At 42.5% G+C, this 12,543-nt stretch carries 10 protein-coding genes; 8 read left to right on the top strand and 2 right to left on the bottom strand.

Features of this window, described 5'->3' with window-relative positions:
• The first annotated feature begins 41 nt into the window (after positions 1 to 41).
• Both bfmR and bfmS read left to right on the top strand, forming a co-directional pair.
• Complete coding sequence (bfmR, locus tag DS737_RS12420; protein WP_005081325.1) at positions 42 to 758, top strand: response regulator transcription factor BfmR; 717 nt, start codon at positions 42 to 44, stop codon at positions 756 to 758.
• 81 nt (positions 759 to 839) lie between these two features.
• A complete protein-coding gene (gene bfmS / locus DS737_RS12415; RefSeq protein WP_005081329.1) occupies positions 840 to 2,480 on the top strand; it encodes a sensor histidine kinase BfmS in 1,641 nt (546 codons plus the stop codon).
• A gap of 137 nt (positions 2,481 to 2,617) precedes the next feature.
• Here bfmS and DS737_RS12410 read toward each other — a convergent pair whose 3' ends face one another.
• Positions 2,618 to 2,974, bottom strand: a complete 357-nt coding sequence (locus DS737_RS12410) for a hypothetical protein (protein WP_004638046.1) — start codon at positions 2,972 to 2,974, stop codon at positions 2,618 to 2,620.
• A 93-nt stretch (positions 2,975 to 3,067) separates the two neighbouring features.
• Complete coding sequence (locus tag DS737_RS12405; protein WP_113997662.1) at positions 3,068 to 4,486, bottom strand: sensor domain-containing diguanylate cyclase; 1,419 nt, start codon at positions 4,484 to 4,486, stop codon at positions 3,068 to 3,070.
• A 399-nt stretch (positions 4,487 to 4,885) separates the two neighbouring features.
• Between DS737_RS12405 and ndhC the strand changes: the two genes are divergently transcribed.
• The 6 genes from ndhC (at position 4,886) to nuoG (ending at position 12,540) form a co-directional block, all read left to right on the top strand.
• Positions 4,886 to 5,437, top strand: coding sequence for an NADH-quinone oxidoreductase subunit A (ndhC, locus tag DS737_RS12400; protein ID WP_004638048.1), 552 nt, complete (start codon positions 4,886 to 4,888; stop codon positions 5,435 to 5,437).
• 6 nt (positions 5,438 to 5,443) lie between these two features.
• On the top strand, positions 5,444 to 6,121 hold the full coding sequence (locus DS737_RS12395; RefSeq protein WP_004638049.1) for a NuoB/complex I 20 kDa subunit family protein: 678 nt from the start codon (positions 5,444 to 5,446) through the stop codon (positions 6,119 to 6,121).
• Positions 6,122 to 6,209: 88 nt separating this feature from the next.
• The gene (gene nuoC / locus DS737_RS12390; protein ID WP_113997661.1) at positions 6,210 to 7,997 is read left to right on the top strand and encodes an NADH-quinone oxidoreductase subunit C/D; all 1,788 of its coding nucleotides are present in this window, start codon (positions 6,210 to 6,212) and stop codon (positions 7,995 to 7,997) included.
• Positions 7,998 to 8,009: 12 nt separating this feature from the next.
• Entirely contained in the window at positions 8,010 to 8,519 is a 510-nt protein-coding gene (gene nuoE, locus DS737_RS12385; RefSeq protein WP_113997660.1) for an NADH-quinone oxidoreductase subunit NuoE, read from the top strand.
• Entirely contained in the window at positions 8,516 to 9,844 is a 1,329-nt protein-coding gene (gene nuoF, locus DS737_RS12380; protein WP_008941874.1) for an NADH-quinone oxidoreductase subunit NuoF, read from the top strand. The genes nuoE and nuoF overlap by 4 nt, the downstream gene beginning before the upstream one ends.
• A gap of 11 nt (positions 9,845 to 9,855) precedes the next feature.
• Positions 9,856 to 12,540 carry an NADH-quinone oxidoreductase subunit NuoG gene (gene nuoG / locus DS737_RS12375; protein WP_113997659.1) on the top strand — a complete coding sequence of 895 codons (2,685 nt, stop codon included), beginning with the start codon at positions 9,856 to 9,858 and terminating at the stop codon, positions 12,538 to 12,540.
• Positions 12,541 to 12,543: the final 3 nt, after the last annotated feature.

The raw sequence follows: 12,543 nt of genomic DNA, 5'->3' as shown, positions 1-12,543 counted from the left end.
ACATAAACCAATGTATCTGTAAGATTATTAGGGGCAAATAAATGAGCCAAGAAGAAAAGTTACCGAAGATTCTAATCGTAGAAGATGACGAGCGTTTAGCACGATTAACACAAGAGTATTTGATCCGTAACGGTTTGGAAGTTGGGGTTGAAACAGATGGTAATCGCGCAATCCGTCGAATCATTAGTGAGCAACCAGATTTAGTAGTATTAGATGTGATGTTACCTGGTGCGGATGGTTTGACTGTTTGCCGTGAAGTGCGTCCACACTATCACCAACCGATTCTGATGCTTACTGCACGTACCGAAGATATGGATCAAGTGCTTGGCTTGGAAATGGGGGCAGATGACTATGTTGCTAAACCTGTTCAACCGCGTGTGTTATTGGCGCGTATCCGTGCTTTGTTACGTCGTACTGACAAAACCGTTGAAGATGAAGTGGCACAACGTATCGAATTTGATGATCTTGTGATTGATAATGGCGGTCGTTCAGTCACTTTGCATGGTGAGCTGGTTGACTTTACCAGTGCAGAATATGACTTGTTATGGCTATTAGCATCAAATGCGGGTCGTATCTTGTCTCGTGAAGATATTTTTGAGCGTTTACGTGGTATTGAATATGACGGTCAAGACCGTTCGATCGATGTTCGTATTTCTCGTATTCGTCCAAAAATTGGTGATGATCCAGAAAACCCGAAACGTATTAAAACAGTACGTAGTAAAGGTTACTTATTCGTTAAAGAAACCAATGGGATGTAAAATTCAGCCCCTCCTTCTTACAAGGAGGGTTTCTTCTTTTGGAAAGGAGAAGCTGTTGAATAATTTGGAATCATATCCCTTATGGTGAGTCGAGTACTGAAGAACAGCATATTCTTGCGAATTTATGCTGGATTGGTTGTATTGGTGGTTGTGGTTGCCGCATTTTGTTATTTGCTGGTCCAAATCATTAACTATCAGCGTGCGCAAGAATATCGAGAGTCTCTTACAGATGGTATTTCCTACGTTATTAGTGAGGGGGTATCTCGCCAACCAGAGAAACAGCAGAAATTAGATTGGATTTCTGATGCTTCTGATCTGTTGGAATTGCCGATTTATTATGTAGATGCGGCACGAGTTGAATTGTCTCGGACTGAAAAAAAGCGAATTGCTGAACAAAAGTCAGTGGTTCGATATGATGCGAATCATGGCGTGGGCTATATCATCATCGGTTTGAAAGATGATCCGCAGCATTTTCTCTATATCAAAGTCGATAAGATAGGTGAACGCCAGATGAAGGCGTTGCCAATTTTTGTCTTGGATTATTTGATGTTTTATCCGGGACAAGAAAGTGAGTATTTGGAACGAATCAAACAACATTTTTATTATCCTATTGAAATCATGGATATCCGAGATGTGAATTTAGATTCAGAACAAATAGGACGTCTACGCCAAGACCAAAGCGTGTTGCTATATAAAGATAGCGCGACCATACGCGGCACCACGATTTCGATTGTTTCCCCGATGCCGAACTATCCTGCACGAGTCTTGATCTTGGGTCCTGTGCCGATGTTTAACTGGATGCCTTTCCAGCTTTCCGCAGGCATTACCTTATTTAGCTTGTTCTTGTTGAGTTTAGGTGTCTATGGGCTGATCTTGCCATTAGAACGAAAAATCCGTCAGGTTCGTTATGCTTTAAATAAAATGAAGTCTGGTGATTTGTCACTGCGTGTACCGATCGAAGGTAGCGATGAAATGGCAAATCTAGCTTCAAGCTATAACAATATGTCGGATCATATTCAACGTTTGATCGAGGCGCAGCGAGAGTTGATGCGTGCTGTTTCGCATGAACTCAGAACGCCAGTGGCACGAATCCGTTTTGGCATGGAAATGTTGGCTGAAGAAGATGATTATAATTATCGTATTCAGCAGGTCGATATGATTGATAAGGATATTGAGGCGTTGAATACCTTGATTGATGAAATCATGACTTATGCCAAGTTGGAGCAGGGAACCCCTTCGTTAGATTTTGAAGAAGTTGTATTGGTTGAAGTGCTTGATCAAGTGGCGATGGAAACGGAGGCGCTAAAAACACAAAAAGAAATAGAATTGATTGCACCTTCGTTGGTATTGAAAGTTGATGCAGAACGTCGCTATTTACATCGTGTAGTACAAAACCTTGTGGGTAATGCAGTACGTTATTGCGATAACAAGGTACGTGTCAGCGGTGGTGTTCGTGCAGATGGTCAAGCTTATGTCTGTGTTGAGGATGATGGTCCAGGGATTCCAGAAGAAGATCGCTCTCGAATTTTTGAAGCCTTTGCTCGTCTCGATGACAGTCGTACTCGTGCTTCAGGTGGCTATGGTTTGGGTTTATCTATTGTGAGTCGTATTGCATATTGGTTTGGTGGGACAATTCAGGTCGATCAAAGTCCAAACTTGGGTGGAGCGCGTTTTATTATGACTTGGCCAGCGAAGCGTTATAAGCAAACCACCAAAAAATGATAGCAACCTAGGGGGCTTAATTCGGTGCAGCCTCCTAGATATGATCAATGTGTAAAAGAGTTTAAAAATCATAACAAAAGCCAAAGCGTAGTTGAGCTTTGGCGAAAGAATATTTAAAGCGATGCAACAAAGGTTGATTATTCTTGTAGCGAAGAATCAGGTTCGATTAATGGGCGACCAGATCTCAAACTTTGTAATGCATCTGCATTGAAATCAATCAATAAAGAGTTGTTTTTGACATCAATTTTATAGCTTTGAATCAGTCGTTCATCTCCATTCAATGTCTCAACTCGATAGGCATCAGCAATATTTAGAATACCTTCAAGATTGGTTGTTGTTGATGCAAAGTCTTCTCGAAATACGTCATAAATATCTCTTAAATCAAAAATCGCATTATCCGCATCTGGATGCTTTCGAACATAATTTTCAATATGGCGCATGAGGAGTTGTGAAAAAAAGAAATAATCTGAGTCGTGTGCGAATTTTAGCTGCATATTTATTCTCCTTCTTGTCTATCTTTAGAATACCGATCTATTGCTAAAGCTGTGTATAAAGATAATTAAAGTATTTAGCTGAATTGCAACAGATTATGTCGAAATGACCACTTGGTTTCGTCCTTGCCGCTTGGCACGATAAAGTGCATCATCGGCATGTTTGAATAATTGTTCAGTCGAGTAGTTTTTTTCTGGTGTGTTGATGCAGATACCAATGCTAGTTTGAATTGAGAAAATTTGTGCGTGTTCTAGTTGAATTGGAGATTCACTTACATGTTGGCGGATTTTTTCGGCACATTGATAGGCTACACTTTCATTGGTGTTGGCAATGAAAATTGCAAACTCTTCACCTCCCAAGCGTCCAAACAAGTCTTGAGGGTTTAAGAGCGTTTGAGTGGTTTTAACAAAGTGTTGTAAGGCACGGTCACCGATTTGATGGCCGTAGCTGTCGTTAATGTGTTTAAAGTGGTCAATATCAAGCATCAAGAAAGCACTTGTATGGCCTGCATTTTGGGCTTGTTCTTGGAGAATTTGCAGTGATTGAAGAAATTGACGACGTGTTAGGCTGGAGGTCAACTCATCGTGAGCAATAGTATGTTGTAGTTCTTCAATGAGTTTGGATCGAACTTTATTAATACTGGAAACGGTGAGTGGGGCAATTGTCATCATGATCAGCCCAAGACGCGTTGAGATCGTGTTGTTTAAATAATTGTCGGGATAAAGCAGTAAATAGTTTTGAGACACATGATAAATAATAAAGGCACAACTGATCGAGCTAATGATGGTCACGGAAAAATGTTGATATCGCAGTGCGCACCAAATTAAGGGGGCAATTGGGTAAAGTAAAGAACCGGGACCCGCATCATAGTAAGCGATCACAATCGAAACGACTACGGCAACCAAAGGCAAAACGGTTTGAATAGCGGTATCTTTTAGCTCTTTCAAACACTGTTTGAAGGCGGTTAGATTCGGCATGCTGATGAGTGCAGGTAGTAATAGTAAGGCATTTTGAATTTCGGATGTAAACCAATAGCCGAAGTCCTCCCAAAATGAACCTAAAGCAAACGGCGTGTCTAAATAAGGCAGTAAAATTGCTGCAAATAAGGCACTAGCCAGTCCTCCAATACAACAAAAACTAAATAAAAATAAATAAAAATAGCCATGATGCATTGAGCGAATAATTTGACTAAAACGGACATACAAGGCTAGTGTTGTGATGACATAAAGTAGATTTGCGGTTGTTAAACAAATATTTAATATAAAAGGAGTATCTTGAGTGGTATCGGCAATCAGGTAGCCAACAATTGCCCCTATAAAACTGATTGGGTGGCGTGTTTGTGGAAAGCGAATTAATAAGCCAAGTAGCACCGAATTTGCAGGCCAAAAAGAAGCAAGAAATGTAAGGTGTCGTGTGGCAATCCCAAGTAGGCAACACAGAAAAATAACCCCAGCAAAAAGTAGAAAGAGTTGGAAGAGCGAGTGGGGTTTTAATGCTGCTTTGGGGTGAGGCATTCTGACGCGTTTCCATAAGGGGGAATTGGGTCGCGCTATTATATAAATTTTGTTTAAATTTTCATCATAAATTTATCGCAATGCAATGATTTAGTTCATGCTGCAATATTTTTGCGCATAGGGTGCGAAAGGCGGATGTTTTTGGCGCACGAGTAAAGAAAAAAATGATTAACTTTTGGTGTTTGATTAGTTAATTCGATTTTTGAGGGTGAATTAACCATGTTATTGGATATATTTGTAAATTTAAGGACAAAATCATCCGAAAGACTAAAGCGCTTCAACTAGCATGAGAAATTAGAAATCAGGTACAATTGGCGGAATTAATTTTGTGTTTGGTGTATTTGAAGGCCAATACATACATTCTTTGTTAAAAATAGGCCTGCCAGGAGTTATCCCCGCATGAGTGCCATTACTCCATACGATTGGGCGATTATTGCCTTCGTGATCGGCGTTACATTTCTTTGCGTTTTTATGCTGACCGTTCCTTTACTCCTTGGGGGTAAAGCATGGGGACGTGCCAAGCAAGAACAGTTTGAATCAGGTGTAGTGAGTGCGGGTGGTGCCCGTATTCGCTTGTCAGCCAAATTCTATTTAGTTGCAATTTTCTTTGTCGTTTTTGATTTAGAAGCACTTTACCTCTACGCGTGGGCAACTTCTGTGCGTGAAGTAGGTTGGGTTGGCTTTGCAGCTGCTGCAATTTTTATTTTGATTTTATTGATTGGTTTGATTTACGAACTTTCAACTGGTGGACTGAATTGGGCACCTTCGGATCGTCGTAAAGCAGCAGGGATCAAAACAAAAATTGGTTCACCAAATATGAATATCGCTGACATTACTCGATTCAATAATATCGAAGAACTCGTTGTCGATCCTACTGGTCAAATTCCAGCACAGTCTTCTGGTCGTGTTAAATCTAAAACACCGACTACATCATCATTTGAACAGGAGTAAGTCGGGATGAAATATACTTTAACCCGTGCGAATCCAGATGCCGATCAATATCCATTGCAAGATCGTCAAATCGTCACTGATCCACTTGAGGAAGAAGTGAATAAAAGTGTGATGATGACACGTCTTGAAGATGTGTTGCATACCGCAGTCAACTGGGGACGTAAAAACTCATTATGGCCATTTAACTTTGGTACATCATGCTGCTACGTTGAATATGCAACGACATTGACAGGCGTACATGACTTGTCACGCTTTGGTGCTGAGGTTATTCGTGCTTCACCACGTCAGGCTGACTTGATGATTGTTGCAGGGACTTGCTTCGTTAAAATGGCACCTGTTATTCAGCGTTTGTACGAACAAATGTTGGAACCAAAATGGGTGATCTCAATGGGTGCTTGTGCTAACTCAGGTGGTATGTACGACATCTATTCAGTGGTTCAAGGTGTAGACAAAATTATTCCTGTTGATGTGTACATCCCAGGTTGCCCACCACGTCCAGAAGCATTGATTCAAGCATTGATGTTACTTCAAGACCAAATTCAACTAGAGCGCCGTCCACTTTCAGCGGTTATTGGTGATGATCTTCAGCCTGTGTATAAGCCAAAGATGATGCCAGAACGTGACCGTAAAAATGCTGAACGTATTGCGGTAAAAAACTTACGCTCTATGGATGAAATTAAATAATTTTAACGATGAGTTTTTGACATATCCCTGATGGATATGGTCATCGGAAAGAATTGCCAGAATTTGTATTAAATAGGAAGCCAAGCCAATGGCTGAAACTGACATTGCTATGCCAGAATCGACTCAAGTCGATTCACGCCCAGCATTTGCAATTGTAGAAGAGCTCAAAACCAAATTTGGTGAGAACTTTTACGTGCAGACGACTTGTGAAGAGTTTCCAACAGTCTGGGTTGAGCGCGCACGCGTGCAAGAAGTCCTTATGTTCCTCCGTAAAGTGGAACGTCCTTATGTGATGTTGTTTGACTTATCTGCGGTAGATGAGCGTTTGCGTGTTCACCGTGATGGGTTGCCAGCATCTGACTTCACTGTGTTCTATCACTTATTATCGCTGGAGCGTAATAGTGATATTCGTATCAAAGTTGCGTTGAATGAAAATGATTTAAGCATTCCAACGGCAACCAATATTTGGCCAAATGCCAACTGGTACGAGCGTGAAGCTTACGATATGTTTGGAATTGATTTCGCCGGGCATCCAATGCTTCGTCGTATCTTATTGCCAACTTATTGGGAAGGTCATCCATTACGTAAAGAATATTCTGCCCGTGCGACAGAATATACGCCGTATATGCAAGATCAAGCCAAGCAAGATTTCGAGCAAGAGCATTTGCGTTTTGTACCAGAAGATTGGGGTCTAACACGCGGCAATGATGACGAAGACTTCATGTTCTTGAACTTGGGTCCTAACCATCCATCTGCGCATGGTGCTTTCCGTGTGGTTTTACAGTTGGACGGTGAAGAAGTCAAAGACTGTGTGCCAGATATCGGTTATCACCACCGTGGTGTGGAAAAGATGGCTGAACGTCAAACGTGGCATTCATTCATCCCTTATACGGATCGTGTTGACTACTTAGGTGGTTGTGCGCAAAACATGCCATATGTGATGGCGGTTGAGCAGCTTGCAGGGATTAAAGTTCCTGAGCGCGCACAAGTCATTCGTGTCATGTTGAACGAATTATTCCGTATCAATAACCACTTACTTTACTGTGGTACAGCGATTCAGGATGCGGGTGGTATGACGCCAGTATTTTATATGTTCGCTGACCGTCAAAAAGTTTACGACATCGTTGAGGCGATTACGGGTTACCGTATGCACCCAGCATGGTTCCGCATCGGCGGTACAGCACACGACCTTCCAAACAATTGGCAAAAGCTAGTTAAGGAATTGTTGGAGTGGATGCCGAAACGTTTGAACGAGTACTACACAGCTGCACTTAAAAACTCAGTATTTATCGGTCGTACGCGTAACGTTGCGCAATATGATGCTAAATCTGCGTTGGCTTGGGGTGTGACAGGTACAGGTTTACGTGCGACGGGTATTGATTTTGACGTTCGTAAATATCGTCCATACAGTGGTTATGAAAACTTCGACTTTGATATTCCAGTGGAATATGAAGGCGATGCATATGCACGTGTATTGGTACATTTCCGTGAAATCACTGAGTCTTTGAAAATCATTCAACAGTGCTTGGATAACATGCCTTCTGGTCCATATAAAGCGGATCATCCATTGGCTGTTCCACCACCGAAAGATAAGACATTACAAGATATTGAAACCTTGATTACGCACTTCTTGAGCGTGTCATGGGGTCCTGTAATGCCTGCAGGTGAAGCATCCTTTATGACTGAAGTGGTGAAAGGTGCGAGTACCTATTACCTCACTTCGGATAAGTCGACGATGAGTTACCGTACCCGTATTCGTACACCAACGTTCACGCACTTACAGCAAATTCCTTCCGTGATTAACGGCAGCTTGGTATCTGATTTGATCATTTATTTGGCGACCATTGACGTGGTTATGGCTGACGTGGATCGCTAGGGGTAAACGATTATGATGATTTTGACTGATAAAAAACCTCGTGTGAATGTTGAAGGGATTTTGACTGCTGAAGAAATCCATGACATTGAACATCACATTGATCACTATCCGTACCCACGTGCAGCATCACTAGATGCGCTCAAGTGTGTACAACGCCGTAATGGTTGGGTAGATGATGCACAAATGAATGCAATTGCACAATTGCTTAGCATGAGCGTGGCAGATTTGGAAGGTGTAGCAACATTCTATAACCGTATCTACCGCCAACCTGTGGGACGTCATGTAATTTTATTGTGTGACTCAATTGCTTGTTTCTTGATGGGTGCGGAAACGCTTGCAGAAGCGTTCCAACGTGAGTTGGGTATCCAGTATGGGCAAACTACAGTTGATGGTCGTTTTACCTTGCTCCCAATTTGCTGTTTAGGTAATTGTGACAAAGGTCCAACGTTAATGATTGATGAAGATACCCACGGTTTAGTGGACGTATCATCAGTTAAACAGTTATTGGAGAAGTATGTATGAATACTGAACCAAAACCAATTTATGGCGACGGTAATCCAGAAACTCATCCGCTGACTTGGCGTTTGAGTAAGCAAGATGCAGTACGCAATGCTGATGACTACGAAGCACTTGAAGGTTATGCAGGCTTTAAAAAAGCACTCAGCATGCCGCCAAAAGATGTACTTGAAGTCATTAAAGCTGCGACGGTTAAAGGCCGTGGTGGTGCAGGTTTCCCTGCGGGTATTAAATGGTCATTGATGGCGCCAAATGATAATTCTGGTCCTCGCTATTTGATCTGTAATGCCGACGAAATGGAGCCAGGTACCTTCAAAGACCGTTTGTTGATGGAAAAACTTCCTCATCAATTGATCGAAGGGATGTTGATTGCAGGTTATACCTTAGAAGCAACGCATGGTTATATCTTCATTCGTGGTGAATATATCGAAGCTGCTCAATACTTAAATGAAGCATTAGAGCAAATCCGTGCCAAAGGTTACTTAGGTGAAAATATCCTCGGTACCGGCTGGAACTTTGAAATGCATGTTCACACAGGCGCAGGTCGTTATATCTGTGGTGAAGAAACCGCATTGATTAATTCACTTGAAGGTCGCCGTGCCAATCCACGTACTAAACCACCATTCCCACAAGTTGCGGGTGCATGGGGTCGTCCGACGATTGTCAACAACGTTGAAACCTACAATAACTTGCCTGCGATTATGTTGCGTGGACCTGAATGGTACATCAACTTGTCTGCACACAAGTCTAAAGATCCTGGAACTAAAATTTACGGTGCATCAGGTAAGGTGAAGTTCCCTGGGCTTTGGGAATTGCCATTTGGTACAACAGCGCGTGAAGTAATTGAAGATCATGCGGGTGGTATGCGTGATGGTTTAACACTGAAAGCATGGTTACCGGGCGGCGCATCAACAGATTTCTTGGCTGCTGAACATATTGACTTGCCAATGGATGCTGAAAGCATCATGAAGGCAGGTTCTCGTTTAGGAACATGTTTGTTGATGGTGGTAGATGAAACGCAATGTATGGTTTCAGCGACCCGTAATCTAGAAGAATTCTTTGCGCGTGAGTCTTGTGGTTTCTGCACACCATGTCGTGATGGTTTACCGTGGGCTGTTAAAGCACTGAAAGCACTCGAAAATGGTGAAGGGAAGATGGAGGATATTCAACATCTCTCTGAACTTACTAAAAAGTTGTGGATTGGTAAGACTTTCTGTGCCCACGCACCTGGTGCGATGGAGCCACTGATGGGCGCATTAAAATATTTCCGTCATGAGTTTGAGGCAAAGGTAAGTACCCATGCAGCAACTCGTGATGTAGAACAGGTTTAAGGAATTCGACTATGGCTACAATTCATGTCGATGGAAAATCGTATGAAGTCAACGGCTCAGAAAACTTGCTACAAGCATGTCTTAGCCTTGGCATCGATATCCCGTATTTTTGTTGGCACCCATCCTTAGGTTCTGTTGGTTCTTGTCGTCAATGTGCGGTAACTCAATACGCGAATCCTGAGGACACACGTGGGCGTTTGGTGATGTCTTGTATGACACCAGCCGCTGACAATACTTATATTTCGATTGAAGATAAAGAAGCAACAGAGTTTCGTGCATCGATTGTTGAATTCTTGATGACGAACCACCCACATGACTGTCCAGTTTGTGAAGAAGGTGGTCACTGTCATTTACAAGATATGACAGTGATGACACAGCATGATCGTCGTCGCTATCGCTTTACTAAACGTACCCATCATAACCAAGAGTTAGGTTCGTTTATTGCGCATGAGATGAACCGTTGTATCGCATGTTATCGTTGTGTGCGTTACTACAAAGACTATGCAGGCGGTACAGACTTTGGTGTGTATGCCAATGCTTCACGTGTTTACTTTGGTCGTCCAGAGTCGGGTACTTTAGAATCAGAATTCTCTGGTAACTTGACAGAAGTCTGTCCAACAGGTGTGTTTACTGATAAGACACATTCAGCACGTTATAACCGTAAGTGGGACATGCAGTATGCGCCAAGTGTCTGCTTTGGTTGCTCTTCTGGCTGTAACATTTCTCCGGGTGAGCGTTATGGCGAAATCCGTCGTGTTGAAAACCGTTTTAATGGTTCAGTCAATCAATACTTCCTTTGTGATAAAGGTCGTTTTGGTACGGGTTATGTCAATCGTGAAGATCGTCCACGTCAACCTCAATTCCGTAATGGTGAAACTGTAGCAACCGTGAGTGTTGATCAAGCTCTTGATCAAGTGATTGCGCAGCTTAAAGGTAAGAAAGTTTTAGGTATTGGTTCTCCTCGCGCAAGCTTGGAATCAAACTACGCACTTCGCCAACTTGTTGGTCAAGATAACTATTCAACAGGTATGTCTCAAAAAGAGCAGAACTTGGTTGAGTTAGCTGCATCTATCATGCAAACACAGGGTATCTATAACCCAAACATGCGTGAAATTGAAAGCTATGATGCCGTGTTGATCTTGGGTGAAGACTTAACGCAAACAGCACCACGTATGGCTTTGTCGGTTCGCCAAGCTGCGAAAAATAAAGCGAAAGAAATGGCTGCTAAAACGCGTACACCTGACTGGTTGGCAGAACCTGTACAACGTATTGGTCAAGAAGCGAAGTCACCGATTTATATCCTTGCTGCAACGCAAACGCGTTTAGCGGATGTGGCAACAGGTGAAGTCGTTGCATCTCCAAATGATATTGCACGTTTAGGTTTTGCGGTTGCTGCTGCTGTAAATGGTGAAACAGTATCTGGTCTTGACGATGACGCAAAAGCATTTGCACAAACCATTGCTGATACCTTAAAAGCTGCGAAAAAACCATTGATTATCTCTGGTACCAGCTTACAAGATCCAGCAATCATGGAAGCTGCTGCACAAGTTGCGCAGAATCTAGGTGAAAATGCTGGCTTATCATTGACAGTTCCTGAAGTGAACTCAATGGGCTTAGCATTATTCGGTGGCTTAAGCTTAGAACAAGCGTTTGCACAAGATTATGATGCAGTGGTTGTAGTTGAAAATGACTTAACTCGTCGTATCCCCGTTGCTCAAGTCAAAGCTGCATTGGATAAAGCTGAAACTGTGATTGTATTGGATCACAGTGAAACTGAAACCTTGAAACTTGCAGATATTGTTCTTTCTGCTGCAAGTTTTGCAGAGGGTGACGGAACTGTAGTCAGTCAAGAAGGGCGTGCACAACGCTTCTATCAAGTGTATGACCCAAGCTACTACAAGCCTGAATATGCAATCAAAGAATCTTGGCGTTGGTTACATGCCGTTGAGACAGGTCTCAAAGGTAAAGCTGTAGATTGGACACTTCTTGATGATGTGATTGATGACATCGTGAAAAATGTTCCTGTGCTTGAAGCGATTCAAGATGTTGCACCAGATGCTGGCTATCGTATTCATGGTTTAAAAATTGCGCGTGAACCACGACGTTATTCTGGTCGTACCGCAATGCGTGCGCCATTATCTGTTCATGAGCCTAAACAGCCAACTGATCCTGACTCAGCATTAACTTTCTCGATGGAAGGTTATGTGGGTAATCAAACAGCATCTTCACTGGTACCATTTGCATGGTCAGCAGGTTGGAACTCACCTCAAGCTTGGAACAAATACCAAGATGAAGTGGGTGGTCACTTAAAAGGTGGTGATTCTGGTGTTCGTCTTTTTGATCGTTTAGCAAAACGTCCTGCACGTAGCTATGTTGCACCAACTGCTGTTGTGGTGAACCCTGAAAGCTTCCGTCTTGTACCTATGCACCATATCTTTGGTTCTGGTGAATTCACCATTAAAACACCTGCAATGGAATCTCGTATTCCTGAAGCAATGTTTGCAGTCGGTGAGCAAGATGCGACACGTTTAAATGTTCAAGATGGTCAACGTATTACGGTAAAAGCAGGCGAAACCAGCATTAGCTTACCTGTACAAGTGATTGAATATTTACCAACAGGTTATATTGGTTATCCAATTGGCTTAGCACCAACAGTTTCATTGGCAGAGCCTGTTTCTGTGGCGGTAGGAGTGTAATTC

Source organism: Acinetobacter haemolyticus, assembly GCF_003323815.1.
Taxonomy (GTDB): Bacteria; Pseudomonadota; Gammaproteobacteria; order Pseudomonadales; family Moraxellaceae; genus Acinetobacter; species Acinetobacter haemolyticus.
The sequence above is the reverse complement of the archived record's forward strand: the minus strand, read 5'-3'. Positions and strand labels throughout refer to the sequence as shown.

Excerpts from the sequence above, each read along its gene's own strand:
- bfmR (WP_005081325.1), top strand. The coding sequence starts at position 42 with ATGAGCCAAGAAGAAAAGTTACCGAAGATTCTAATCGTAGAAGATGAC.
- bfmS (WP_005081329.1), top strand. The coding sequence starts at position 840 with ATGGTGAGTCGAGTACTGAAGAACAGCATATTCTTGCGAATTTATGCT.
- DS737_RS12410 (WP_004638046.1), bottom strand. The coding sequence starts at position 2,974 with ATGCAGCTAAAATTCGCACACGACTCAGATTATTTCTTTTTTTCACAA.
- DS737_RS12405 (WP_113997662.1), bottom strand. The coding sequence starts at position 4,486 with ATGCCTCACCCCAAAGCAGCATTAAAACCCCACTCGCTCTTCCAACTC.
- ndhC (WP_004638048.1), top strand. The coding sequence starts at position 4,886 with ATGAGTGCCATTACTCCATACGATTGGGCGATTATTGCCTTCGTGATC.
- DS737_RS12395 (WP_004638049.1), top strand. The coding sequence starts at position 5,444 with ATGAAATATACTTTAACCCGTGCGAATCCAGATGCCGATCAATATCCA.
- nuoC (WP_113997661.1), top strand. The coding sequence starts at position 6,210 with ATGGCTGAAACTGACATTGCTATGCCAGAATCGACTCAAGTCGATTCA.
- nuoE (WP_113997660.1), top strand. The coding sequence starts at position 8,010 with ATGATGATTTTGACTGATAAAAAACCTCGTGTGAATGTTGAAGGGATT.
- nuoF (WP_008941874.1), top strand. The coding sequence starts at position 8,516 with ATGAATACTGAACCAAAACCAATTTATGGCGACGGTAATCCAGAAACT.
- nuoG (WP_113997659.1), top strand. The coding sequence starts at position 9,856 with ATGGCTACAATTCATGTCGATGGAAAATCGTATGAAGTCAACGGCTCA.